General features: G+C 59.2%; 23 protein-coding genes and 1 pseudogene. 8 read left to right on the top strand and 16 right to left on the bottom strand.

The window, feature by feature from the left end:
- Nucleotides 1–120 (top strand): annotated as a pseudogene (locus tag B3797_RS18870) (ABC transporter permease); the annotation flags it as partial.
- Nucleotides 121–143: 23 nt separating this feature from the next.
- Complete coding sequence (locus B3797_RS18865) at nucleotides 144–1208, top strand: sugar ABC transporter substrate-binding protein (RefSeq protein WP_311791879.1); 1065 nt, start codon at nucleotides 144–146, stop codon at nucleotides 1206–1208.
- Between the two features lie 218 nt (nucleotides 1209–1426).
- On the opposite strand, the gene B3797_RS18860 is transcribed toward B3797_RS18865, so the two are convergent.
- The 6 genes from B3797_RS18860 to B3797_RS18835 form a co-directional block, all read right to left on the bottom strand.
- Nucleotides 1427–2569 carry a glycerate kinase gene (locus B3797_RS18860; protein ID WP_311782170.1) on the bottom strand — a complete coding sequence of 381 codons (1143 nt, stop codon included), beginning with the start codon at nucleotides 2567–2569 and terminating at the stop codon, nucleotides 1427–1429.
- Between the two features lie 81 nt (nucleotides 2570–2650).
- On the bottom strand, nucleotides 2651–3535 hold the full coding sequence (gene garR, locus B3797_RS18855; protein WP_120451188.1) for a 2-hydroxy-3-oxopropionate reductase: 885 nt from the start codon (nucleotides 3533–3535) through the stop codon (nucleotides 2651–2653).
- A gap of 19 nt (nucleotides 3536–3554) precedes the next feature.
- Nucleotides 3555–4325, bottom strand: a complete 771-nt coding sequence (gene garL / locus B3797_RS18850; protein ID WP_311791880.1) for a 2-dehydro-3-deoxyglucarate aldolase — start codon at nucleotides 4323–4325, stop codon at nucleotides 3555–3557.
- Nucleotides 4326–4370: 45 nt separating this feature from the next.
- Nucleotides 4371–5702 (bottom strand): glucarate dehydratase, encoded by a 1332-nt coding sequence (gene gudD, locus B3797_RS18845; RefSeq protein WP_311782171.1) that lies wholly within the window; start codon nucleotides 5700–5702, stop codon nucleotides 4371–4373.
- Between the two features lie 10 nt (nucleotides 5703–5712).
- Complete coding sequence (locus B3797_RS18840) at nucleotides 5713–7059, bottom strand: enolase C-terminal domain-like protein (RefSeq protein WP_311791878.1); 1347 nt, start codon at nucleotides 7057–7059, stop codon at nucleotides 5713–5715.
- A gap of 9 nt (nucleotides 7060–7068) precedes the next feature.
- Nucleotides 7069–8415: an MFS transporter gene (locus B3797_RS18835; RefSeq protein WP_311782173.1), complete on the bottom strand. Its 1347-nt coding sequence runs from the start codon at nucleotides 8413–8415 to the stop codon at nucleotides 7069–7071.
- 574 nt (nucleotides 8416–8989) lie between these two features.
- Here B3797_RS18835 and garD point away from each other — a divergent pair.
- Nucleotides 8990–10549 carry a galactarate dehydratase gene (gene garD / locus B3797_RS18830; RefSeq protein ID WP_311782265.1) on the top strand — a complete coding sequence of 520 codons (1560 nt, stop codon included), beginning with the start codon at nucleotides 8990–8992 and terminating at the stop codon, nucleotides 10547–10549.
- A 44-nt stretch (nucleotides 10550–10593) separates the two neighbouring features.
- Here the strand turns inward: garD and B3797_RS18825 are convergent, their stop codons facing one another.
- From B3797_RS18825 to syd, 4 genes are all read right to left on the bottom strand, one after another.
- Nucleotides 10594–11040, bottom strand: a complete 447-nt coding sequence (locus tag B3797_RS18825; RefSeq protein WP_311791877.1) for a flavodoxin — start codon at nucleotides 11038–11040, stop codon at nucleotides 10594–10596.
- 11 nt (nucleotides 11041–11051) lie between these two features.
- Complete coding sequence (gene truC, locus B3797_RS18820) at nucleotides 11052–11828, bottom strand: tRNA pseudouridine(65) synthase TruC (RefSeq protein WP_311791876.1); 777 nt, start codon at nucleotides 11826–11828, stop codon at nucleotides 11052–11054.
- Complete coding sequence (locus B3797_RS18815) at nucleotides 11828–12151, bottom strand: YqcC family protein (RefSeq protein ID WP_311782176.1); 324 nt, start codon at nucleotides 12149–12151, stop codon at nucleotides 11828–11830. The genes truC and B3797_RS18815 overlap by 1 nt, the downstream gene beginning before the upstream one ends.
- A 588-nt stretch (nucleotides 12152–12739) precedes the next feature.
- Complete coding sequence (gene syd / locus B3797_RS18810; protein WP_311791875.1) at nucleotides 12740–13285, bottom strand: SecY-interacting protein; 546 nt, start codon at nucleotides 13283–13285, stop codon at nucleotides 12740–12742.
- A gap of 65 nt (nucleotides 13286–13350) precedes the next feature.
- Between syd and queF the strand changes: the two genes are divergently transcribed.
- The 3 genes from queF to xni all read left to right on the top strand — a co-directional run bounded on the left by queF (nucleotide 13351) and on the right by xni (nucleotide 16544).
- Entirely contained in the window at nucleotides 13351–14196 is an 846-nt protein-coding gene (queF, locus tag B3797_RS18805) for an NADPH-dependent 7-cyano-7-deazaguanine reductase QueF (RefSeq protein ID WP_311791874.1), read from the top strand.
- Between the two features lie 169 nt (nucleotides 14197–14365).
- Entirely contained in the window at nucleotides 14366–15727 is a 1362-nt protein-coding gene (gene ppnN / locus B3797_RS18800; RefSeq protein WP_311782179.1) for a nucleotide 5'-monophosphate nucleosidase PpnN, read from the top strand.
- 40 nt (nucleotides 15728–15767) lie between these two features.
- Nucleotides 15768–16544, top strand: coding sequence for a flap endonuclease Xni (gene xni / locus B3797_RS18795; protein ID WP_311782180.1), 777 nt, complete (start codon nucleotides 15768–15770; stop codon nucleotides 16542–16544).
- Nucleotides 16545–16547: 3 nt separating this feature from the next.
- Here xni and rlmM read toward each other — a convergent pair whose 3' ends face one another.
- From rlmM to B3797_RS18775, 4 genes are all read right to left on the bottom strand, one after another.
- Complete coding sequence (gene rlmM / locus B3797_RS18790) at nucleotides 16548–17648, bottom strand: 23S rRNA (cytidine(2498)-2'-O)-methyltransferase RlmM (RefSeq protein WP_120451176.1); 1101 nt, start codon at nucleotides 17646–17648, stop codon at nucleotides 16548–16550.
- Nucleotides 17641–18036, bottom strand: a complete 396-nt coding sequence (locus tag B3797_RS18785; protein WP_120451175.1) for a DUF423 domain-containing protein — start codon at nucleotides 18034–18036, stop codon at nucleotides 17641–17643. The genes rlmM and B3797_RS18785 overlap by 8 nt, the downstream gene beginning before the upstream one ends.
- Before the next feature lie 50 nt (nucleotides 18037–18086).
- On the bottom strand, nucleotides 18087–19004 hold the full coding sequence (locus B3797_RS18780) for a transcriptional regulator GcvA (RefSeq protein ID WP_033752825.1): 918 nt from the start codon (nucleotides 19002–19004) through the stop codon (nucleotides 18087–18089).
- A gap of 349 nt (nucleotides 19005–19353) precedes the next feature.
- The gene (locus B3797_RS18775) at nucleotides 19354–19575 is read right to left on the bottom strand and encodes a YgdI/YgdR family lipoprotein (RefSeq protein WP_311782181.1); all 222 of its coding nucleotides are present in this window, start codon (nucleotides 19573–19575) and stop codon (nucleotides 19354–19356) included.
- Nucleotides 19576–19772: 197 nt separating this feature from the next.
- Between B3797_RS18775 and csdA the strand changes: the two genes are divergently transcribed.
- Complete coding sequence (gene csdA / locus B3797_RS18770; RefSeq protein ID WP_311782182.1) at nucleotides 19773–20987, top strand: cysteine desulfurase CsdA; 1215 nt, start codon at nucleotides 19773–19775, stop codon at nucleotides 20985–20987.
- A complete protein-coding gene (gene csdE, locus B3797_RS18765; RefSeq protein WP_120451171.1) occupies nucleotides 20984–21433 on the top strand; it encodes a cysteine desulfurase sulfur acceptor subunit CsdE in 450 nt (149 codons plus the stop codon). Before csdA ends, csdE begins: the two co-directional genes overlap by 4 nt.
- Nucleotides 21434–21437: 4 nt before the next feature.
- On the opposite strand, the gene tcdA is transcribed toward csdE, so the two are convergent.
- Both tcdA and mltA read right to left on the bottom strand, forming a co-directional pair.
- Entirely contained in the window at nucleotides 21438–22241 is an 804-nt protein-coding gene (tcdA, locus tag B3797_RS18760) for a tRNA cyclic N6-threonylcarbamoyladenosine(37) synthase TcdA (protein WP_311791873.1), read from the bottom strand.
- Nucleotides 22242–22286: 45 nt separating this feature from the next.
- On the bottom strand, nucleotides 22287–23438 hold the full coding sequence (gene mltA, locus B3797_RS18755; RefSeq protein WP_120451169.1) for a murein transglycosylase A: 1152 nt from the start codon (nucleotides 23436–23438) through the stop codon (nucleotides 22287–22289).
- Between the last annotated feature and the right edge of the window lie 83 nt (nucleotides 23439–23521).

The raw sequence follows: 23521 nt of genomic DNA, 5'->3' as shown, positions 1-23521 counted from the left end.
CTGCTCGTCGTGCTGCAAAACGGGCTGGTGATGCTCTCCGTTCCCTATTACGCCATGGACATTATTAAAGGACTGGTGCTGGCTCTGGCACTGGCGATGACCTACGTTCAGCGCCGCTAACGCTGATTAACCTGGAAAAAACAATGAAAAAAATCTCGATTTCTCTGCTGACCCTCAGCCTGCTCTCCGCCAGCGCCTTCGCCGATACCGTCGCGCCGGTGCCCGCGCCCATTGCCAGCCATAACGGGCCGGTACGCATCGCGGTGATCCGCAATCTGGGCTCCGACGACAACACCACGCAGTTTGTCGCAGGCGCTATTCAGGAAGGCCGCAAGCTGGGCTTTAAGGTCAGCACCTTTCTCAGCAACGGCGACGACGCGCGCTTTCAGGATTTCGTCAACCAGGCGATCAGTCAGAAGTATGACGGCATTATTCTCTCCCATGGCAAAGCGCCCTATGCCAGCGGACTGGTGAAGCGCATTGCCGACGCAGGCATTAAAGTCTCGGTATTCGATACCCCGGTCGATACGCCTGTACCGGGCGTTACCGTGACCGCGCAGGATGACGCCTCGCTGGCGCAGGCCTCTCTCGGCCAGCTGATCCAGGATTTTCACGGCAAAGCCAATATTCTCAAGCTGTGGGTCGCGGGCTTTCCGCCGATGGAGCGCCGTCAGGTGGTGTATGAGAAGCTGCTGAAAGAGAATCCGGGCATTCATCAGCTGGAGTCGATTGGCGCCGTCTCCTCTGATGTGCAGGGCGATACCGCCAACAAGATCGGCGCGATTCTGGCGAAATATCCGAAAGGCAAGATTGATGCGATCTGGGGCGCGTGGGACGCCTTCAGCCAGGGCGCTTATAAAGCCCTGCAGGAGAATGGCCGCACTGAGATCAAGCTCTACAGCATTGACGTCTCCAACCAGGATTTGCAGCTGATGCGTGAGAAAAACAGCCCCTGGGTGCAGACCGTGGCGGTCGATCCGAAAATCATCGGCGCGGTGAATATGCGTCTGGTGGCGAATAAGATCGCCGGTGAAACCACGCCCGCCACTTACGATTTCAAGGGAGCTTCCATCTCTCAGCAGCAGCTGAACAGCCAGCCAGGCGCGATTAACGTGGCGGCCTTGAACAACATCGTCCCCGGCTGGGGCGGCAATACCGACTTTATCGCGCCCTGGTTCGCGACGCTGGAAGCGAAGTATAAGAAGTAAGCCGCGCCTTACAGACCGCGCCGGAACAGAGAAGCGGATAAGAGAGTCGGGAAGCAAAGCGACAGCGAAAAAACGGCGGGAGCGTTTTGGTACCACGCGCAGCCAGGCCCGGTGACGGCGGCGCCTCAGGGATGAGGTGCCGCCGGGAAATTCTGTTTTGCCTGTTTGCGAGCGGGCCGTTTTATCCGCGTCCGCACGCATTTAAACACCCGCCTGTTTTATTTCAGCTCGCCGCCCATCTTCAGCGTCGCCGCAATATTGCGGGCCGCCAGCCGCAGGTTAGTTTCTGCGTTCGCCAGCGCCTCCTCCAGCGTACAGATGCTGTAAAGCACGCTGAATACCGCATCCAGGCCATGCTGGTGCACGACGCCGACATCCGCCGTCAGGCTGCCGGCAATGCCAATAACCGGCTTATTAAACTCTTTCGCCACCTGTGCCACGCCAATCGGCACCTTGCCGTTGATGCTCTGGCTGTCGATGCGTCCTTCGCCGGTAATCACCAGCGATGCGTCTTTCACCTGTTCCGCCAGCCCCAGCGCCTCGGTGACGATCTCGATGCCGCGCCGCAAATCCGCCTGGCAGAAAGCGTGCAGCGCCGCGCCCATGCCGCCCGCTGCGCCGCCGCCGGGAATATGCAGCACGTCGATATCGAGATCGCGCTGAATAATCGCAGCATAGTGCGCCAGCGCGCGATCCAGCTGCTCGACCAGCTCCGGCGTCGCGCCTTTTTGCGGGCCGAATATGGCCGAGGCGCCGTCGCGGCCGGTCAAGGGGTTGGTGACGTCGCACGCCACTTCGAAACGGCACTGCCGCACGCGCGCGTCCAGCCCGTCGATATCAATCTTGGCCAGCGCCGGCAGCGCGCCGCCGCCGAAGCCGATCTCTTCTCCCTGCGCATCCAGCAGCTTCGCGCCCAGCGCCTGCATCATGCCTGCGCCGCCGTCGTTAGTGGCGCTGCCGCCGATGCCGATAATGATATGCCCGACGCCCTTGTCCAGCGCGCTCCGGATAAGCTCTCCCGTCCCGAACGAGGTGGTGGTTAAGGGATCGCGCTGCGCGGCAGGCACCAGTTCCAGCCCGCTGGCGGCCGCCATTTCGATAAAGGCGGTGCGCGCGTCGCCGGAAAGGCCGTAGAAAGCGTCGACCGGCGCGCCAAGCGGCCCGGTTACGCGCAGGTTAACGATACTCCCCGCTGTCGCCGCTACCATCGCCTCAACCGTGCCCTCACCGCCGTCGGCAACCGGTATTTTTACGTAGGTGGCGTCAGGAAAGATGTCGCGGAAGCCCGCTTCAATCGCGGCTGCCACGCCTGAGGCGGATAAACTCTCTTTGTATGAATCCGGTGCGATTACGATTTTCATAGGCAATCCAGGCGCTGTTGATAGACGATTCATCATCCGTGATGGCGCGTTGCGGCGGCCGCGCCGGGCCGCCGCAACGCGTTAACGGGTAATCTCAACTTTCGCTAATTTTTCATAATAGCAGGCAAGCGCGCTGTGGTCGGCGTTGCCCTGCCCGTCATTGCGCAGCGCCTGCATCATTTCCATTACTGCGGCGGTGAGCGGAAGATGTGCGCCGATGCCGTGTGAGGTATCCAGCGCGTTCGCCAGATCCTTGATATGCAGGTCAATACGAAAACCCGGCTTGAAGTTGCGATCCAGCACCATCGGCGCCTTGGCGTCGAGTACGGTACTGCCCGCCAGACCGCCGCGGATCGCCTGATAGACCAGCTCAGGATTCACGCCCGCTTTGGTCGCCAGCGAGAGCGCTTCTGACATCGCCGCGATATTGAGCGCCACGATAACCTGATTCGCCAGTTTAGTGACGTTGCCTGCGCCGATATCGCCGGTGTGAACCACTGAGCCCGCCATCGCCTTCATGATGTCGTAGCAGCTGTCGAAGACCGCTTTATCGCCGCCCACCATCACGGAAAGCGTGCCTTCGATCGCTTTCGGCTCGCCGCCGCTGACCGGCGCGTCGAGCATTTTGATGCCCTTCTTCGCCAGCGCGTCATGCACTTCGCGGCTGGCGAGCGGCGCGATAGAACTCATATCAATGACGATCAGGCCCGGCTTAGCGCCGTCGATAATGCCGTTTTCACCCAGGCACACCTCTTTCACCTGCGGCGAGTTCGGCACCATGGTGATCACCACGTCAACCTGCTCGGCCACCTCTTTCGGCGATTTCGCCACGGTGGCACCCAGTTCGGTTAATTCCGCTTCGTTGCTGGCGTTGTGATCGCGCACCACCAGGGAATAACCCGCTTTCACCAAGTTTTTACTCATCGGTTTGCCCATGATGCCGAGGCCGATAAATCCAATTTTCATTGCCTTTCCTCTTCGTCAGTTACTGCTTAAATTTGTTGCACAGCGCCTGAGTGGCGTTGCGGAAGACTCCTAAATCACTGCCTACGGCAACAAAGCTGGCGCCCCACTCCAGATAGCGGCGCGCGTCCGCTTCCACCGGCGCCAGGATACCGCTCGGCTTGCCCGCCGCTTTGGCGCGTTCAAACACATGCCTGATGACCTTCAGCACTTCGGGATGGGCAGGCTGGCCGAGATAGCCGAGCGCGGCAGAGAGATCGCCTGGTCCGACAAAGATGCCGTCGACGCCTTCTACCGCCGCGATGGCGTCGATATTGTCGACCGCCTGCTGGGTTTCAATCTGCACCAGCAGCGTGATGTTCTCGTTCACCGTGGCGTTGTAGTCCGGCAGCGTGCCGTACATGTTGCTGCGGTGCGATACCGATACGCCGCGAATGCCGGCGGGCGGATAGCGGGTCGATGCCACGGCGCGCAGCGCCTCTTCCTCGGTTTCCACAAAGGGGATCAGAAAGTTATAGAAGCCGATATCCAGCAGGCGCTTGATGATCACCGGCTCGTTGCAGGGCGGGCGCACCACCGGCGCGCTGACGCTGCCCTTAAGCGCCATCAGCTGCGGCACAAAGGTGGTAATGTCGTTGGGCGCATGTTCGCCGTCCAGCACCAGCCAGTCGAAACCGGCCAGGCCAAGCACTTCGGTGGTAATAGGGTTCGCCAGCGCGCACCAGCTGCCGATCAGGGTCTCTCCTGCCTGCAGGCGGCGGCGAAAGGTGTTCGGCCAGGCTCTGTTACTCATCATCTTTTCTCCCGTGACAACTGCTCCCCGCAGGGAGCAGAAAAGTTAGCGCACCAGACATGGACGTTTATTGTCGAAGGTCCAGTTCGGCACGAGGAACTGCATCGCCTGCGCATCGTCGCGCGCGCCAAGCCCGTGTTTTTGATAGAGCGCATTGGCCTGCATCACCTGATCCATATCCAGCTCGACCCCCAGCCCCGGTTTCTGCGGCACCTGCACCATGCCGCCTTTGATCTGCAGCGGCTCTTTGGTCAGGCGCTGGTTGCCCTCCTGCCAGATCCAGTGGGTATCGATGGCGGTAATAGCGCCTGGCGCGGCGGCGGCGACGTGCGTGAACATCGCCAGCGAGACGTCGAAATGGTTATTGGAGTGCGAGCCCCAGGTCAGGCCAAAGTCGTGACACATCTGCGCCACGCGCACTGAGCCCTGCATGGTCCAGAAGTGCGGATCGGCCAGCGGAATATCGACCGACTGCAGCGACAGCGTGTGGCCCATCTGGCGCCAGTCGGTGGCGATCATATTGGTGGCGGTCGGCAGGCCGGTGGCGCGGCGGAATTCCGCCATCACTTCGCGGCCGGAATAACCCTGCTCTGCGCCACACGGATCTTCCGCATAGGCCAGCACGCCTTTCAGCTGTTTGCCGAGCAGGATCGCCTCGTTGAGCGACCAGGCGCCGTTGGGATCGAGCGTAATGCGCGCCTCCGGGAAGCGCTTCGCCAGCGCCGTGACCGCCTCTGCCTCTTCGCCGCCGCGCAGCACGCCGCCCTTAAGTTTAAAGTCGTTAAAGCCATATTTGTCATAGGCCGCTTCGGCCAGACGCACGATCGCTTCCGGCGTCAGCGCCTCTTCATGGCGCAGGCGGTACCAGTCGCAGGCTTCATCTTCCTGGCTCTGATAGGGCAGCGCCGTCTTTTTACGATCGCCGACGTAGAACAGATAGCCGAGCATCTCAACGCGGTCGCGCTGCTGGCCGTCGCCCAGCAGCGTCGCGACGTTGACCTGCAGGTGCTGCCCCAGCAGGTCAAGCAGTGCCGCCTCGATGCCGGTGACCACATGGATAGTGGTGCGCAGGTCAAAGGTCTGGCTGCCGCGTCCCGCTGAATCGCGGTCGGCGAAGGTGCTGCGCACCAGGCTGAGTACGTTCTTGTACTCGCCGACCGTTTTGCCGATCACCAGCGACGCCGCATCTTCCAGCGTCTGGCGGATTTTCTCGCCGCCGGGAATTTCGCCTACGCCGGTGTGGCCCGCGTTATCCTTGATAATCACGATATTACGGGTGAAAAAAGGCGCGTGCGCGCCGCTCAGATTGAGCAACATGCTGTCATATCCGGCTACCGGAATAACCTGCATCGCTGTGACTTTCGGTGTCGAACTCATCTCCTGCTCCTTACACTGTGGCGCGGCCGAATGCCGGGCGCTTGCGGTCGAACGTCCAACCGGGAATCAGATACTGCATGGCGGTGGCGTCGTTACGCGCGCCCGCTGGCAGTGACTTATACAGTTCATTGGCCTGACGCAGCCGCTCCCAGTCCAGCTCAATACCGAGACCAGGCGCATCGGGCACAGCGATTTTGCCGTTGCGGATCTGCAACGGCTGCTTTGTCAGGCGCTGGTCGCCCTCCTGCCAGATCCAGTGCGTATCGAGAGCGGTCGGGTTACCCGGCGCGGCCGCGCCAACGTGGGTAAACATCGCCAGCGAGATATCGAAGTGGTTATTAGAGTGGCAGCCCCAGGTAAGTCCCCACTCGTCGCAGAGCTGCGCTACACGCACCGCGCCGCTCAGCGTCCAGAAGTGTGGATCGGCCAGCGGAATATCGACCGCGTTCAGCATTACCGCATGGTTCATCTCGCGCCAGTTGGTGGCGATCATATTGGTGGCGACCGGCAGCCCGGTGGCGCGGCGGAACTCCGCCATCACTTCGCGACCCGAATAGCCCTGCTCCGCGCCGCACGGATCTTCCGCATAGGTCAGCACGTCGCCCATGCCTTTGCAGAGGCGAATCGCCTCGTCCAGCCCCCATGCGCCGTTGGGATCGACCGTAATGCGCGCGTCTGGAAAGCGCCGCTTCAGCGCCGCGGCGGACTCGATTTCCTGTTCGCCCGGCAGCACGCCGCCTTTGAGTTTGAAATCCTTAAAGCCATATTTCTCCTGCGCCGCCTCGGCCAGACGCACCACCGCTTCGGGCGTCAGCGCCTCCTGATGGCGCAGGCGATACCAGTCGCAGTCGCCGTTTTCGCCGCTCTGATATGGCAGATCGGTTTTGCGCCGGTCGCCGATATAGAAGAGATAGCCCAGTACCGTAACCTCATCTCGCTGCTGGCCGGGGCCGAGCAGTTCCGCCACCGGCACGCCGAGGCACTGGCCGAGCAGATCGAGCAGCGCCGCCTCCAGCGCCGCGACGGCGTTGACGCGCAGCTCAAAGGTCCAGGCACCCTTGCCGAAGGTATCGAAGTCGGCTGACTGGTTGCCTTTGTGCACCTGCTGCACCAGCCGGTTCATACGCGCCACCTGCTGGCCCTCTACCTGCGGTATCGCCTCCGCCAGCGTCTGATAAATGGTGTCGCCGCCCGGTGCTTCGCCGACGCCGGTGTGGCCTGCGCTGTCGGTCAGCACCACAATATTGCGGGTAAAGCAGGCGTTATGCGCGCCGCCGATATTCAGCAACATGCTGTCGTATCCGGCGACCGGGATCACCTGCATTCTGGTGATAACCGGCGAGCTTTGCGTAGACATACTCCCTCCTTATGTCCGGTGTTTCAGTTCGATACGTTTGATATCGCCCGCAATCACCAGGAAGCTGAACGCGGCGATAAACGCATGGATACCCACATAAACCAGCGCGCCTTCAAACGAGCCGCTGGTGGCGATGATGTAGCCGATAGCGATAGGCGTCACGATGCCGGATAAGTTGCCAAACATATTGAACAGGCCGCCGCTCAGGCCGCTGATCTCTTTCGGCGCAGTATCCGCCATAACCGCCCAGCCCAGCGCGCCGATGCCTTTGCCGAAGAAGGCGAGCGCCATAAAGAACACCACCACCCACTCCGTATCACTGTAGTTACACATCACCATGCTGATAGAGAGCAGCATGCCGAGCACGATAGGGGTTTTGCGCGCAATGTTGAGCGAGCCGGTTTTACGCATCAGGTAATCGGAGATAACGCCGCCGAGCACGCCGCCGAGGAAGCCGCACACCGCTGGAATCGAGGCGATCATCCCGGCTTTCAGAATCGACATGCCGCGCGCCTGCACCAGATAGACCGGGAACCAGGTAATAAAAAAGTAGGTCAGCGCATTGATGCAGTACTGTCCGAGGTAGATGCCTACCATCATGCGCGAGCTGAGCAGCTGCTTGATCTGGTACCACTTCTCAGACCAGCTGACCTTATGCTCGCTCTTTTTTGCATCCATATTGATCAGCGCGCCGCCCTGCTCCATATACTCCAGCTCGGCTTTATTCACGCCGGGATGGTCATTGGGATCGTGGATCACTTTCAGCCAGATAAAGCTGAGAATGATGCCGAGGCCGCCCATAAACCAGAACACATGCGCCCAGCCCACCTGAGCGACCAGCCAGCCCATGATCGGCGCAAAGATGACCGTGGCGAAATACTGCGCGGAGTTGAAAATTGCTACCGCGGTGCCGCGCTCCTGCGCCGGGAACCAGGCCGCGACGATACGGCTGTTGCCAGGGAAAGAAGGGGCTTCGGCCAGGCCGACCATAAAGCGCAGCAGGAACAGCGAAACAATAATGCCGAAGCCGCTGAAAATACCGACGAAGCCTTGCAGCAGGGTAAAGAGCGACCAGGTAAAGATGCTCCAGAAATAGACGCGTTTTGAGCCGAAGCGGTCCAGCAGCCAGCCACCAGGGATCTGGCCGATCACATAGGCCCATGAAAACGCCGAGAAGATGTAGCCCAGTCCGACAGAGTCCAGACCGATATCTTTTGACATGGCGGAACCGGCGATCGAAATGGTGGCGCGGTCGCCGTAGTTGAACGAAGTGACGATAAATAACATCACCACGATCCAGTAGCGGGCATTAGTGCGCTTCTGCACTGCTTCCGCCGTCTGGCTGTAACTATTCATGATGCACTCCTGAAATATAGCGTTCGCTACATTCGCTCTGACTGCATACACATCGCGTTGGGTATCAGAGAGAAGTCGGGTTAAACACGGCGATTTTTTTATAGGGGCAAACCGATAGTGCGTCGTGACGAATAACCTAACGTTGTCTAACGAAAGCCAGTATAGGAATGGCGAAAGGCGGTGACACTGGAAGAACGCCTGACAATTAAGGCTGTTTAGCACGCATTGTCTGGCAGTTGCCCAATCAACTGCGGCGCGCTTCACGGAAAGCGTTTTTTGCGCCTGAAAATGGCTATTTTTTAAGCGAAGGCAGGCACCTTTGTGAGACTCTTCACTTGCGTTTGGGAAAGCGAACCAAAAAGAGACGGAAACGCAATGAAATGCCGGTCAGTTGCACAATGCGGCAGAGAAAGCTGCTTCATATACTAAAGCTGGCAAATTTGATGTGCGTAATGATGAACGATAACGCGCCGCCATGTACGGCGCGCCACGCCAGTGATAAAGCCTGAACGCGGGCTGTGTTGTTCGCGTCAACAGGCTATTAATTAACTCGCGCATGACTGGAAGGTGAGTGATGAACCGAATGCTGAATGAGCCGCCGCTCCATATCAAAGTCCATGAGGATGACAATGTTGCGATCGTGGTCAATAACCAGGGGCTGCCGGCTGGCACGACCTTTCCCGACGGGCTGACGCTGACGGAACATGTCCCGCAAGGGCATAAAGTCGCGCTCGCGTCGATTCCGCGGGGCGCGCCTATCCGTCGCTATGGCGAAGTGATCGGCTATGCGCTGCGCGATATTGCGCCGGGCAGCTGGATTGACGAGTCGCTGGTGGCGCTGCCCGAAGCGCCACCGCTCGCCAGCCTGCCGCTCGCGACTAACGTTCCTCCCGACCTGCCGCCGCTGGAAGGCTACACCTTCGAAGGCTATCGCAACGCGGACGGCAGCGTCGGCACGCGCAACCTGCTCGGCATTACCACCAGCGTGCACTGCGTGGCGGGCGTAGTGGACTATGTGGTGCAGATTATCGAGCGCGAACTGTTACCGAACTACCCTAACGTCGATGGCGTAGTGGCGCTGAACCATCTTTACGGCTGCGGCGTGGCGATTAACGCGCCGGCGGCGGTGGTGCCGATTCGCACCATTCATAACCTGGCGCTGAACGCTAACTTCGGCGGCGAAATCATGGTGGTCAGCCTCGGCTGCGAAAAATTACAGCCAGAGCGGCTGCTGACCGGCACCGACGACGTGCAGGCGATCTCGCTGGATGAGAACGATATTGTGCGCTTACAGGATGAACGTCATATCGGCTTCGGCGCGATGGTGGAAGAGATCCTCAGCGTGGCGAAAAGGCATCTTGAACGCCTTAACCAGCGCCAGCGCGAAACCTGCCCCGCTTCAGAGCTGATCGTCGGCATGCAGTGCGGCGGCAGCGACGCCTTTTCCGGCGTGACCGCCAACCCCGCCGTGGGCTTCGCCTCCGATCTGCTGGTGCGCTGCGGCGCGACGGTGATGTTCTCTGAAGTGACCGAAGTGCGCGATGCGATTCACCTGCTGACGCCGCGCGTAATCAATGAAGAGGTAGGCAGGCGGCTGCTGGAGGAGATGGCATGGTATGACGACTATCTCGATCAGGGCAAAACCGACCGTAGCGCCAATCCCTCGCCCGGCAATAAAAAAGGCGGACTGGCTAACGTGGTGGAAAAAGCGCTCGGCTCTATCGCCAAATCGGGCCGCAGCGCGATTGTCGAAGTGCTGTCGCCGGGGCAGCGCCCGACGCGGCGCGGGCTGATCTACGCCGCCACGCCCGCCAGCGATTTCGTCTGCGGCACGCAGCAGATGGCGTCGGGCATTACGCTGCAGGTGTTTACCACCGGACGCGGCACGCCTTACGGACTGGCGGCGATTCCGGTTATCAAGATGGCGACGCGCAACGCGCTGGCCGATCGCTGGCACGATCTGATGGATATTAACGCGGGCACTATCGCCACGGGCGAAGAGACGATTGAGCAGGTCGGCTGGCGGCTCTTCCGGCTGATTCTGGAGATCGCCAGCGGTCGCCAGCAAACCTGGTCGGATCGCTGGGGCATTCGCAACCAGCTGGCGGTGTTCAATCCGGCACCGGTAACCTGATAAGCGCGCGTCCTGTACCGGTTCCGGCACAGGACGCCGTTAACTCAGAGCTGTTTTCCCCAGGCTTCAACCCAGGGAGAGGTGACTGACTCTGGCTCGGGGTCTTCGGTCGCATCCACCAGCAGTACCTCGCCGATGCGCTTCGCGCTCTGCTCCTGCAGGAGCGCGTCGAAGGTTTTGCCCGCGTTGCAGAAGTGATCGTAGCTGCTGTCGCCCAGCGCGATAACGCCGTAACGCAGCTCAGGCTGATAGCCCAGCTTATCTTTCACATCCTGATAAAGAGCGGCGATATTATCTGGAAAATTGCCCTGCCCGGTGGTCGAGGTGATCACCAGCGCCACTTCGCTGCTGTAATTTTGCCACTGCGCTAACGTCGGATCGTCATACACCGCAACGTCGTGCCCCTGGGCCTGTAAAATCGGCTGCGCCTCTTCCGCTACCAGCAGCGCGTTGCCATATACTGTGCCTACAAAAATGCCAATCTTCGCCATGTGCCTGCTCCTTAAACTGAGGTGCTATCCTCGCCTGTCGCGTCGGCAAACTCAAGCCCTGCGGCGGTGAGCGCCTCCTGCCAGCCGAATTGCAACGCCATCTGCCGCCATACCGCATCCAGCCCGGCGCGGATCACCAGCGGCTCGCCGGTTATCGGGTGCGTCAGCGCCAGGCTGCTGGCGTGCAGCATCAGGCGACTGGCGCCGAAATGCTGTGCCGCGCCGCGGTTTTGCCGCAGATCGCCGTGGGTGGTGTCGCCGATGATCGGATGGCGCAGATGCGCCATATGACGACGCAGCTGATGCTTGCGGCCAGTGCGCGGAGAGAGCTGCATCAGGCTGTAGCGCGCGCTGGTATAGCGGCCAATCGGCACCGGCATCTCTGCCCAGGCCAGCGCCTGATAATCGGTCACCGCCGGCTGCGCCGTACGCGCTTCCGTCGCGAACTTATCGGCGATTTTGTCTAGCTCTTCCACCAGCGGATAGTCGAGCGTGCCGCTCTCCTGCAGCCAGCCGCGCGTGACCGCGTGATAGGTTTTCTTCATCTGATGCTGCTCGAACTGCTGCGCCAGCAAACGTCCCACCTCGCTGGAGAGGCCCATCAGCAGCACGCCAGAGGTTGGGCGGTCAAGGCGATGCGCGGTAAAGACGTGCTGACCAATCTGATCGCGTACGGTCTGCATCACCACGACTTTTTCTTTGCGATCCAGCCAGCTGCGATGCACCAGCCAGCCGGCAGGCTTGTTAACCGCCACCAGCCATTGATCCTGATAGATAATTTCCAGCATCAGGCGGGATCGTCCATAAACAGCGCGTCGAGCTGCGTCAGGCTGTGCAGGATTGGCGCGTGGCCTGGCGTAGCGGAGGTCAGCGCGATTTCAAAATAGGGCGCGATAGCAAAGTTTTGCGGCAGCGGCTGCTGCGCGGCGATAAGCGCCCGCATACGCGGGATCAATACCCACTGGAGCCACTCGAGCGGCTCCAGCGTATCAAGACAGAAAGGCTGGTTGCTGGCGAGCGCACTGGCGGACGGGGGCGTCTCCTGCCAGTGATGATGATCGCGCATCAGCGTTTCGAGCTGCTCCAGCCGTTGTAACAGTAAAGGGGTCATGCGCCACCTCCAGCGAGCGATAAATGGGGCGGCAAGCATACCACCGCCAGACGCGCGCGCAAAAAAAGGGAGCACTGTTAAAACAGTGCTCCCGGTTCGTTTGCAGCTTTCCCGCCACGCTGATGCTCCCTGCTCTTCCTTGACAACTTTTCCTGTGCGCCATCCTGCGCTTATCGTCCTGATAATTCCTTTGGCTTCCAGGCCCGCCGCGCATCATATGCGGCTCACATTCTCCTTCCTGGAGGTGTCCCTGACTCTCTCCTGAGTTTCCTGCTTCATCCTGAAGCCTTCCATGTGACGTAAGCTCCGTTACGGTCCCGCCTCCTGGCATGACGTATCCTGACGCTATCTTCAATCCTCTGGCTTCCTGCCAACTGCTGACTATTCTGGCAGAGGCCGCTGAATAAACAAGGTACTAAACAGCGTTACTTTATATGTTTATAGACCAGTTTTAGGAGTAACGCCATTAAGTTAATGATTCACAATATCTTTACATTGCAGACTTCTGGATGTCTTTCATGAGAAATGCCAATCTCTCACAAGTCATGTAAGAGATATCTCACAAACCTGCTAGCGATTGTCTGCAAATCAGGGGATAACCACCTGTAAAGATTTAAGAAAATTCTGGATATTTTCCGATAAAACCTCTCGCTTTTTCGTACCAGGCTGTTCGAGGATGACTTCGCCGGACAGATTGCAAAGCGAAATGATCTCCTGCTCCGATTCGGTCGCGGCGATAAACAGCGTCGGTGCCTGTTTCAGGCGACGCTTCATGACCAGATGTCCTATCAGGTTCTCCTGCAGGCGCAAAAAATCCTCTTCGCTCCAGACCTGTAACAGCGAAAGCTCCCGCTGTCCGAAACGCGCCGCCATATCGCCAGCAAACTGCGCGGTATAAAAGGCGGCAATATCCTGCTGAAGGGTGATATCCAGCGCGCGTTCTACCGCTTCCAGCGTGGCGGGCAAGGTAAAGGGCTGCGGCTGCCACCATACTTCGTCAGCCTGGGTCGCGATAATACAGGGGGACGGCACGCCATAAAGCGCCTGGCTGGCGGGCGCGTGGCCGGTGCGCTGCTGCCAGGCATCGCAATAGCGGGCGGTAAATTCGCGCAGGGCATCCACAGTCTGTTGCATGACTCTTTTTCTCACGTCTGATGGGTTACACTTATCCACTTTGTTTGGAATGACGGGTAACCGCTATGTCTTTATATGAAAAGGATCAGGCGCTGAGCAACCTGACCCTGGGCAAACCCACAGCCTATCACGATCAATACGATCCCAGCCTGCTGCAGGCGGTGCCGCGCAGCCTGAACCGCACGCCGCTGGGGCTGATGCCCGATTCGCTGCCCTTTACGGGCGCGGATATCTGGACGCTTTACGAACTCTCCTGGCTCAACAGCAAGGGGGTGCCGCAGGTCGCGCTGGGCGAAGTGGTGCTGAACGCCACCAGCGAACATCTTATCGAGTCGAAGAGCTTTAAGCTCTACCTTAACAGCTTTAACCAGACGCGCTTCGCCGACTGGGGCGAAGTACGCCAGACGCTGGAGCGCGATCTCAGCGCCTGCGCGCAGGGCGACGTCAGCGTCGCGCTGTTTCGCCTGAGCGAAGTAGAGGGCCAGCCCATCGGTCAGTTTAGCGGTTACTGCATTGACGAGCAGGATATTGAGATCGCGGACTACAGCTTCAACGCTGACTACCTCGCCGATGCGGCAGGCAGCGAAGTGGTGGAAGAGACGCTGGTCAGCCATCTGCTGAAATCCAACTGTCTGATCACCAACCAGCCCGACTGGGGTTCGGTGATGATCCGCTACAAAGGCCCGCGCATCGACCGCGAAGCGCTGCTGCGCTACCTTATCTCTTTCCGCCAGCACAATGAGTTTCACGAGCAGTGCGTGGAGCGCATTTTCAACGACGTGCTGCGTTTTTGTCAGCCGCAGCAGCTTACGGTCTATGCGCGCTACACGCGCCGCGGCGGTCTGGATATTAACCCCTGGCGCAGCAACGTGCTCTTCACGCCGGGATATTCTCGTCTGGTGCGGCAGTAGCTTTGCGAGTCCTCTCGCAGCCTGCGCGTCAGGCGTTGCGTTCCCCTTGAGCATTCACGGTCGACAAGGCACTCTGGTGAAGGCGGCGATCGGAGGATCGCCGGCCAGGAATTTTCGCCACCGCAACAGCGGTGTCATTAGTCACCCAGGCGGGTGTAACGGAGTTCATTTGATTACGCATATCAGCCCTCTTGGCTCGATGGATCTGCTGTCTCAGCTGGAAGTGGACATGCTCAAGCGCACAGCGAGCAGCGATCTTTACCAGCTGTTTCGTAACTGCTCGCTCGCCGTGCTGAATTCTGGCAGCCAGACCGACAGCAGCCACGAACTGCTTTCCCGCTTTGAAAACTTCGATATTAACGTGCTGCGCCGCGAGCGCGGCGTAAAGCTGGAACTGATCAATCCGCCGGAAGAGGCGTTTGTTGACGGACGCATTATCCGCTCGCTGCAGGCCAACCTGTTTGCCGTACTGCGCGATATCCTTTTCGTTAACGGCCAGCTGTCGATTGCCGGGATGCAGGAGGCGGCACCGGAAGATTCGGCGCATATCACTAACCAGGTTTTCTCTATACTGCGCAACGCGCGCGCGCTGCACGTCGGCGAGTATCCCAATACCGTTGTCTGCTGGGGCGGTCACTCGATCAACGCGGTGGAGTATCAATACTGCCGCAACGTCGGCACCCAGCTGGGTCTGCGCGAGCTGAATATCTGCACCGGCTGCGGGCCAGGCGTAATGGAAGCGCCGATGAAAGGCGCAGCGGTAGGCCATGCGCAGCAGCGCTACCGCGACAGCCGTTTTATCGGGCTGACCGAGCCGTCAATTATCGCCGCCGAGCCGCCTAACCCGCTGGTGAATGAACTCATCATCATGCCGGATATCGAAAAACGCCTGGAAGCCTTTGTGCGCATTGCACACGGTATCATTATCTTCCCGGGCGGCGTGGGCACAGCGGAGGAGCTGCTCTATCTGCTGGGCATTATGATGAATCCGCAGAACCATGAGCAGGTGCTGCCGCTTATCCTCACCGGGCCGCAGGAGAGCGCTGACTACTTCCACGTGCTCGACGACTTTATCGTCAATACCCTGGGCGAAGAGGCGCGCAAACACTACAAGATCGTCATCGATGATGCCGCCGAAGTGGCGCGCCTGATGAAAAAAGCGATGCCGCAGGTGAAAGAGTATCGTCGGGAAACCGGCGACGCCTACAGCTTCAACTGGTCGATCCGCATCTCGCCCGATCTGCAAAAGCCGTTTCTGCCGACGCATGAAAATATGGCCAATCTCAATCTCTATACCAACCAGCCGGCGGAGCAGCTGGCGGCTGACCTGCGACGCGCCTTCTCCGGCATCGTCGCCGGGAACGTGAAAGAGATCGGCATACGCGAAATCCGGGAAAAAGGGCCGTATAAGCTGCATGGCGAGCCGGACATTATGCGCCGCATGGATGAGCTGCTGCAGGGCTTTGTCGCCCAGCACCGCATGAAGCTGCCGGGCACCGCCTATATCCCCTGCTATGAGATCATTAAATAAAACGCAAGGAAGGCAGCTCATACGGGCTGCCGTTTAGCTTATGTCATTTCACCTTCTTATCGTAGACGCGCTCAACCTGATACGTCGTCTGCACGCAGTACAGGGATCGCCCTGCGTCGAGGGTTGCCTCGCGGCGCTGCGCCAGCTTCTGGGGCATACGCAGCCGACTCACGTCGTAGCGGTATTCGACAGCGAACAGCGCCATCAGGGCTGGCGTCATCAGCTGTTGCCGGATTATAAAAGCGGTAGACCACCGATGCCGGAAGATCTGCAGGCTGAACTGCCCGCGCTGCAGGAGGCGTTTCGCCGCGCGGGCGTCAGCTGCTGGATCGCCGAGGAAGACGAAGCGGACGATCTGGCGGCCACGCTGGCGGTAAAAATGGCGCAGGCGGGCCATCAGGCCACCATCGTCTCCACCGATAAAGGCTATTGCCAGCTGCTCGCGCCGCAGATTCGCATCCGCGACTACTTTCAGAAGCGCTGGCTGGATCTGCCCTTTATTGAAAACGAGTTCGGCGTTGCGCCGCAGCGTCTGCCCGATTACTGGGGGCTATGCGGCATCAGCAGCAGCAAAATTCCCGGCGTAGCGGGTATCGGCCCGAAAAGCGCAAAAACGCTGTTGCAGACGTTTGGGTCGCTGGATGATATCTATGCGCAGCTTGATAACGTACCGGAGAAATGGCGCGCGAAGCTGGCGGCTGGCCGCGAGTCGGCCTTAATCAGCCGACAGGTTGCGGTGCTGAAGCAGGATCTGGTGTTGCAGGGCAATCTGAAAACGCTGCGTTATGAAGGCCAGGCGGCGCAGCGCCCGGCCTGACGCTTAACGCTCGTCGCGGCGGCCAGGGATCGCGCCCCAGATGCGGCGAATATGCACCGTGACCTCTTCGCGGTCGTGATAAAGCTGGCGGGCGCGGATCTGGGCGTTAATGCCCTGCGCCTTCAGCGCCTCGTCGATCATCGCCAGGTTCTGCGTCACCTCTTCGTAGCGCTTTTTCATCGGCAGCTTGAGGTTGAAGATCGCCTCGCGGCACCAGCCGTTGACCAGCCATTCGGTCATCAGGTTGGCGACGCGCACCGGCTTCTCTACCATGTCGCACACCAGCCAGTCGTTGTTATTACGCGTCGGGCGAAACTTAAAGCCGTCTTCGCGGCAGTGCGTCACCTGTCCGGTATCCATCAGGCTCGGCGCCATCGGGCCGTTATCGACTGCGTAAACCCACATGCTGCGCTTCACCAGCTGATAGGTCCAGCCGCCGGGGCAGGCGCCGAGATCGACCGCGTGCATACCGCCCGCCAGGCGTTCATCCCACTCGTCGGCAGGGATAAAAACGTGGAACGCCTCTTCCAGCTTCAGCGTTGAGCGACTCGGCGCATCGGCCGGGAACTTCAGGCGTGGAATGCCCATATAGAACGGCGAGTTGTTGCCGACAAACGAGTAGCCAACGTAGCAGGCGCCGGGTGCAATAAAGAAGACATGCACCACCGGGCGCTTCGGGCTTTCGTAGTTGAGCAGGATACCCGCTTCGCGCAGGCTGGCACGCAGCGGCACGGTAAACTTGCGGCAAAACTTCGTCAGTTCTTTCGCTTCGTTGGTGTCCGGCACCTCAACGCGCAGCTCGCCGCCCTTCTCGACCACGCCGGTCAACATGCCGACAATCGGCGCAATGCGATCGTCCGGCGGCAGATCTTTCAGCAGCTCGCCGACCACCAGCATCTGACGGGCAAAAATCAGCGTATCGAAAGGGAGATCGCGCACCAGGCGATCGGCCTCTTCGTGCTGATAACATTCGAACAGTACGTAGCCGCTGTTCTCTTTAACCCGCGGGAAACCATAGATTTCACGCTCGGCGGCTCTGGCGGCGATTTCCGCCGCACACTCTTTTTCAAAACCGGGACGGCAATAGAGTAAAACTTTATTCATGGCGATCTGCCTTTCGTTTAAGACGCAGCGCGCCAATCAACATCAGAAACCAGCCGATCAGGAAACAAAACCCGCCGACCGGCGTAACAAAAACCCAAAACTTGAGATGCGACAGCGCCAGAGAGTAAAGGCTGCCGCTAAACAGCACGATGCCAAGGGCAAGAAAGGCGCTGCTCCAGTAAAACCAGAGATTGGCGCGGCGCAGCATCGCTGCTCCCAGGCCGATTACTGCCAGCGTGTGATACGCCTGATACTCCAGCCCAGTATGGATCCAGGCCATTTCGGCTGGCCCGAGCGAACGACTTAATACGTGGGCACCAAAAGCGCCAAAGGCCACCAGCAAAAACCCGCTGATGGCGGCAAAAATAAACATGGCACGACTGGACATCTGACTATCCTCAAGGTGCATCTGTACCTCACTGTACAGAAATCAATAAGTTAATGATCGTAGCGAAAGCGGAATTTTTCTTGTTCGCTGGCGGCTTTCGCGATGATCCACTGCCGAAAGGCGGCTATTTTACCCAGTTCTGCCTGGCTGTCATGACAAACCAGATAAAAAGCATTTTTACTGACCAGTACGTCGTTGAACGGACAGATCAGCCGGCCAGCTTCGATCTCGCTCTGCGCCATCACATTATTCGCCAGCGCTACGCCCTGGCCGTGAATCGCGGCCTGCAACACCATGGCGCTGTGGCTGAAAATCGGCCCCTGCTGGACATTAATATGCTGCAAGCCTAACTGGCGGATATAGGATTGCCAGTCGCGCCGCGAGGCGTCGTGCAACAGGGTAAAACGCGACAGATCCATCGGCGTTTTCAACGGATTATCGCCGGTCATCAACGCGGGCGAACAGACCGGCAGCAAATATTCGGCATAAAGTTTTTCCACGCGCAGTCCTGGCCAGTTACCGCGACCGTAGAAGATCGCTACGTCAACATCGTCGGCCAGCTTCTCTTCATCACGGTCTACCGCCTGGATACGCACGTCAATGCCCGGATAAGCCATATTAAAGCTGGAGAGGCGCGGCACCAGCCACTGAATGGCGAAGCTGGGCAGCAGGCTGACGGTCAGGGCGCCCTTCGCGCTGCGCGCCTGTAACTTGCGCGTCGCATCATTAAGGGCAGTGAAAATTTCTTTGATATCGAGATAGTAGCTCTGGCCCTCCTCCGTCAGTAACAGCGAACGATTCCTGCGGCGAAACAGCTTAAGCCCGAGAAAATCTTCCAGCGATTTTATCTGATGGCTTACTGCGGCCTGGGTAACGAACAACTCTTCGGCGGCTTTGGTAAAGCTGAGATGGCGCGCCGCGGCGTCAAACACGCGGAGTGCATTAAGAGGAGGAAGGCGTTTCGACATGGTTTTCCGTGCTCGGATCAGGGGCAAAACACGTGCGCTTATAACAAGCATTCACATATTAGTTTTAGTAATCCGAGGCATTATAAATTGTCCGTTGAGGAAGCTCCAGCAAATACCTATAGTTGCCGCACTTCCTGAGCCGGAACGAAAAGATTTCAGGATTTGTGAGTGAGTTCGCAGACTTCCGGAAAACTTTTGGCTTGTGGTCGTGATGTTGTGTTTGCATTTTGATCTGACGATTGCAGATCAAACTTTTAATTCCTGTAGATTTACCCTGTCTGTCCATAGTGATTTTGAATAGCACCGCAAATTGCGGTGCTTTTTTTTGCCTGAAGCAGACGCCGGGCGCTTACTTCACTTCAACCATCTCTTTGACATCTGAACGGTTAATCTGCTGCTTGTTGCCGTTAGCGTCTTTATAGCTGATCATACCGGTATCGTTGTCTACTGAAGGCTTACCTGCGGAGACAATGGTGCGACCATCATTGGTATGCATGACATAATTGCTTGAACACGCGGCCAGAGTAAAAGCCATAGCACAGACAGCCAGCACTGCTGAAAGTTTTTTCATTTTCCATCTCCTTGTAGATTGATTGCATCAAACCACCCGCGTCAGCTGACCCTAGTCAAATCGACTAAAGAAGGTTGCTCATTGTACGGGTTTTGGTTTAAACCTTGCATTAATCAGCATAACGCGCTTTTACAGCTTTGCCAGGAGAGAGCCAGGCTTTTGCTCTGGTCCTGTTTATTTATAAGACGAGACAAAGCATGACCGCATTCAATCCCACCGCATTCCGCCAGCAGTTTCCGGCGCTGAACGATGCAGGTGTTTATCTCGACAGCGCCGCGACTACGCTCAAGCCTCAGGTGGTGATCGATACCACGCAACAGTTTTACAGCCTGAGCGCCGGCACAGTGCATCGCAGCCAGTACGGCGCGGCGCAACAGCTGACCGAGCGTTATGAGCAGGCGCGGCATCAGGTGGCACGCCTGCTGAATGCGGCGCACAGCCATCAGATTGTCTGGACGCGCGGCACCACGGAAGCGATTAACCTGGTCGCCAACAGCTGGCTGCTGCCGCGCCTGAAGGCGGGCGATGAGATCCTGGTGAGCGAGGCGGAGCATCACGCCAATCTGGTGCCCTGGCTGATGGCGGCCCAGGCGCGCGGCGCGAAGGTGGTGAAATGGCCCATCGGCGCGGATCGCCTGCCAGATATGACGCTGCTGCCGTCGCTGCTCAACGCGCGTACCCGGCTGCTGGCCATAGGTCAGATGTCCAACGTAACGGGCGGCTGCCCGGATCTGGCGCAGGCTATCGCGCTGGCGCACAGCGTGGGTGCGAAAGTGATGGTCGACGGCGCGCAGGGCGTGGCGCACTGCCCGCCTGACGTACAGGCGCTGGGGATCGATTTCTACGCCTTTTCTGCCCATAAGCTCTACGGCCCAACCGGCATCGGCGTGCTGTATGGCAAAGCCGAACTGCTGGAGGAGATGACGCCCTGGCAAGGCGGCGGCAAGATGCTCACTCAGGTGGATTTCAGCGGCTTTACGCCGCAGCCCGTTCCCTGGCGTTTCGAAGCGGGGACGCCGAACGTCGCGGGCGTGGTGGGCCTGAGCGCCGCGCTCAGCTGGCTTGAGCAGCATGACCGGCTGAAAGCGGAGATGTGGAGCCAGCAGCTTGCCAGCCTGGCTGAAGAGCAGCTCAGCGAGTTTCCCGGTTTCCGCAGCTACCGCGTCGGGCGCTCAAGCGTGCTGGCGTTTGATTTCGAGGGCGTACACCACAGCGATATCGTGACGCTGCTGGCGGAACAGGGCATTGCGCTGCGCGCCGGCCAGCACTGCGCACAGCCGCTGATGGCGGCGCTTGGCGTGAGCGGCACGCTGCGCGTCTCTTTCGCGCCCTATAATAATTTGCAGGATGTAGATGCGCTGACTCGCGCCATCTACACCGCACTCGACCTGTTGTCGGAGGAGGAAGTATGAGTCAGACCCTGGCTGGCCCGCACCCGTTTGGCGATCTGATCACCCTTGACGGCCTGAAAGAGAAGTTCGCCCATTTTCAACAGTGGGAAGATCGCTATCGTCAGCTTATTCAGCTCAGCCGCCAGCTGCCTGCCTTGCCGGACGCGCTGAAAACCGCTGACATTGAGCTGACCGGCTGTGAAAACCGCGTCTGGCTCGGCAGCCAGCTGCGCCACGACGGCACGCTGCATTTTTACGGCGACAGCGAAGGCCGCATTGTACGTGGTCTGCTTGCGGTGCTGCTTACCGCCGTGGAAGGGAAAACGCCGCAGGCGCTGCTGGCAGAAGATCCGTTGCAGCTATTTGATGAACTGGGCCTGCGCGCCCAGCTCAGCGCCTCGCGCAGCAGCGGTCTGAAGGCGCTGGCAGAGGCGGTACATCAGGCCGCGCACGCGGCGCAGCCCTGAGTTCCTACGCTGCCTGACGCGCCGCCCGCGCCAGATATTTCTTCAGCGCATGGGAAACGGCGACAAAGCCGAAGGTGGCGGTCACCATAGTGGCGGCGCCGAATCCCGATCCGCAATCCATTCTTTTCGGCCCTTCGGCGGTGCTGCGCGCGGCGCAGACGCTGCCGTCCGGCTGCGGATACATCAGCGCTTCGGTAGAGAAAACGCAGTCGATACCCAGCTTGCCTTTGCTGTTTTTCACCACGCCGAGCGCCTTCAGCCGCTCGCGCAGTTTGGCCGCCAGCGGATCCTGAATCGTCTTCGCCAGATCGGCGACCTGAATCTGCGTCGGATCGATCTGGCCGCCCGCGCCGCCGGTGGTGATCAGTGGGATCTTATTGCGGCGGCACCAGGCGATCAGCGCCGCTTTCGGACGCACGCTGTCGATCGCGTCGATCACATAGTCATAGCCCGCCGCCATCAGTTCCGCCGTGTTATCCGGCGTAATAAAATCGTCGATGCAGATCACTTCGCAGTCGGGATTGATAGCGCGCAGGCGCTCAGCCATCACTTCGGTTTTCGCCTTGCCGACGTTGCCGTTCAGCGCATGGATCTGACGATTGGTGTTGGTGATGCAGACATCATCCATATCGATCAGGGTAATTTTGCCGATGCCGGTGCGCACCAGCGCTTCCGCCGCCCAGGAACCGACGCCGCCGATACCAATAACGCAGAAGTGCGCCGCGGCGAAACGCGTCAGCGCTTCCTGCCCATAGAGACGTGCCGTGCCGCCAAAACGCTGACGCCAGGCCTCGTTAACCACACTCATAATCAACCTTGTCACGTCATGCGGGCCACACGGCCCGCAGAGAAATCAGTTTGAACCCAGTAACAGAGAGCCATTATCGCCGTTTTGCGGGTTGCTGAACAGCGGCTGTCCGGCGCCCGGCGCGGCTTTCAGCACCCAGACGCGGCCGTAGTGGTTGTAAAAGCCCGCCAGGTGCGCCGCATCAGGCCCGATGCCCTGATAGATATCAAAATGCTGGCCCTTAATCGCGCCGCCAACGTCCAGCGCCACCATCAGGCGCATCTCATATTTACCGTTGAACTTGCCCTTTTCATTTAGCTGCGGCACTTCCGCCAGCAGCGCGGTTCCCGCCGGGATCAGCGAGCGGTCCGACGCTACCGAGGCTTTCGCCACCAGCGGCACCGCGCTGGCGCCACGCACCGGTGTATAGGGTTCCGGCTTAAAGAAGACGAAAGACGGGTTCGTCTCCAGCAGCGCGCGCACCTCTTGCGGGGAGTGCGCTGCCGCCCAGTCGCGGATAGCCTGCATCGACATATCTTCGCGCTTAACTTCGCCGCGATCGATCAGCTCTTTGCCAATGCTGTGATAGGCCCAGCCGTTTTTGCCGCCGTAGCCGAAAAAGGTCATCGGGCGGCCGTCGCCGTAATCCACATAGCCGCTGCCCTGCACGTCCATAATAAAGTTATCGATTAGCGAGTTGCTCCAGCCGATAACATAGCGGTCGTCCAGCGCGCCGCTATAGATAGAGGCGCGGCTCGGCAGCTTCGCTCCGCGCTTGCGCGGCGGCATACGGTAGATGGGATACTGGAATTCGCCCTGACGCGTGTAGCGCGCCTGCACAACCGGCGTGTAGTAGCCGGTAAACTGCACGTTGCCATAGTTATCGGTCCCCTCCATCTGGAAGGCGTTCAGACCGAACTGACGCAGCTGGCGCGTATCGGCGCCGGCCATCAGCCAGTTCTCAATCGCGCTGTAGGTGCCGGTGTGGCGTCCATAGAGAGCCGAGGAGGCGTACTGTATCTGTCGTACCTGCTCGCCGAAGTCTCTGCCGTTTACCGGTCGGCCTTTGGCGTTGGGCTGATTAACCAGCGCCAGCGGCTGTTCCAGCTTGCCATCTTTATATTGCTGCCCGCGATCGGTTGGTTTTGAGCTACAACCCGCCAGCAGCGCAAACATTGCACCAGTAAGTACATACTTCGCCCAGTGTCCTTTATTCATCGCCGTCTCTTATTCATTAGTGTTCGTCGCCACGCGACGATAGCAAAGCGCCTGACAGATTGAAATCCGCTAGCTCTTTCCAC

This window comes from Pantoea sp. UBA5923, assembly GCF_002431095.1.
GTDB lineage: Bacteria > Pseudomonadota > Gammaproteobacteria > Enterobacterales > Enterobacteriaceae > Pantoea > Pantoea piersonii.
The sequence above is the reverse complement of the archived record's forward strand: the minus strand, read 5'-3'. Positions and strand labels throughout refer to the sequence as shown.

Bases quoted from the DNA above. Each gene is read 5' to 3' on its own strand.
- B3797_RS18865 (WP_311791879.1), top strand. From the start codon at position 144: ATGAAAAAAATCTCGATTTCTCTGCTGACCCTCAGCCTGCTCTCCGCC.
- B3797_RS18860 (WP_311782170.1), bottom strand. From the start codon at position 2,569: ATGAAAATCGTAATCGCACCGGATTCATACAAAGAGAGTTTATCCGCC.
- garR (WP_120451188.1), bottom strand. From the start codon at position 3,535: ATGAAAATTGGATTTATCGGCCTCGGCATCATGGGCAAACCGATGAGT.
- garL (WP_311791880.1), bottom strand. From the start codon at position 4,325: ATGAGTAACAGAGCCTGGCCGAACACCTTTCGCCGCCGCCTGCAGGCA.
- gudD (WP_311782171.1), bottom strand. From the start codon at position 5,702: ATGAGTTCGACACCGAAAGTCACAGCGATGCAGGTTATTCCGGTAGCC.
- B3797_RS18840 (WP_311791878.1), bottom strand. From the start codon at position 7,059: ATGTCTACGCAAAGCTCGCCGGTTATCACCAGAATGCAGGTGATCCCG.
- B3797_RS18835 (WP_311782173.1), bottom strand. From the start codon at position 8,415: ATGAATAGTTACAGCCAGACGGCGGAAGCAGTGCAGAAGCGCACTAAT.
- garD (WP_311782265.1), top strand. From the start codon at position 8,990: ATGAACCGAATGCTGAATGAGCCGCCGCTCCATATCAAAGTCCATGAG.
- B3797_RS18825 (WP_311791877.1), bottom strand. From the start codon at position 11,040: ATGGCGAAGATTGGCATTTTTGTAGGCACAGTATATGGCAACGCGCTG.
- truC (WP_311791876.1), bottom strand. From the start codon at position 11,828: ATGCTGGAAATTATCTATCAGGATCAATGGCTGGTGGCGGTTAACAAG.
- B3797_RS18815 (WP_311782176.1), bottom strand. From the start codon at position 12,151: ATGACCCCTTTACTGTTACAACGGCTGGAGCAGCTCGAAACGCTGATG.
- syd (WP_311791875.1), bottom strand. From the start codon at position 13,285: ATGCAACAGACTGTGGATGCCCTGCGCGAATTTACCGCCCGCTATTGC.
- queF (WP_311791874.1), top strand. From the start codon at position 13,351: ATGTCTTTATATGAAAAGGATCAGGCGCTGAGCAACCTGACCCTGGGC.
- xni (WP_311782180.1), top strand. From the start codon at position 15,768: ATGTCATTTCACCTTCTTATCGTAGACGCGCTCAACCTGATACGTCGT.
- rlmM (WP_120451176.1), bottom strand. From the start codon at position 17,648: ATGAATAAAGTTTTACTCTATTGCCGTCCCGGTTTTGAAAAAGAGTGT.
- B3797_RS18785 (WP_120451175.1), bottom strand. From the start codon at position 18,036: ATGTCCAGTCGTGCCATGTTTATTTTTGCCGCCATCAGCGGGTTTTTG.
- B3797_RS18780 (WP_033752825.1), bottom strand. From the start codon at position 19,004: ATGTCGAAACGCCTTCCTCCTCTTAATGCACTCCGCGTGTTTGACGCC.
- B3797_RS18775 (WP_311782181.1), bottom strand. From the start codon at position 19,575: ATGAAAAAACTTTCAGCAGTGCTGGCTGTCTGTGCTATGGCTTTTACT.
- csdA (WP_311782182.1), top strand. From the start codon at position 19,773: ATGACCGCATTCAATCCCACCGCATTCCGCCAGCAGTTTCCGGCGCTG.
- csdE (WP_120451171.1), top strand. From the start codon at position 20,984: ATGAGTCAGACCCTGGCTGGCCCGCACCCGTTTGGCGATCTGATCACC.
- tcdA (WP_311791873.1), bottom strand. From the start codon at position 22,241: ATGAGTGTGGTTAACGAGGCCTGGCGTCAGCGTTTTGGCGGCACGGCA.
- mltA (WP_120451169.1), bottom strand. From the start codon at position 23,438: ATGAATAAAGGACACTGGGCGAAGTATGTACTTACTGGTGCAATGTTT.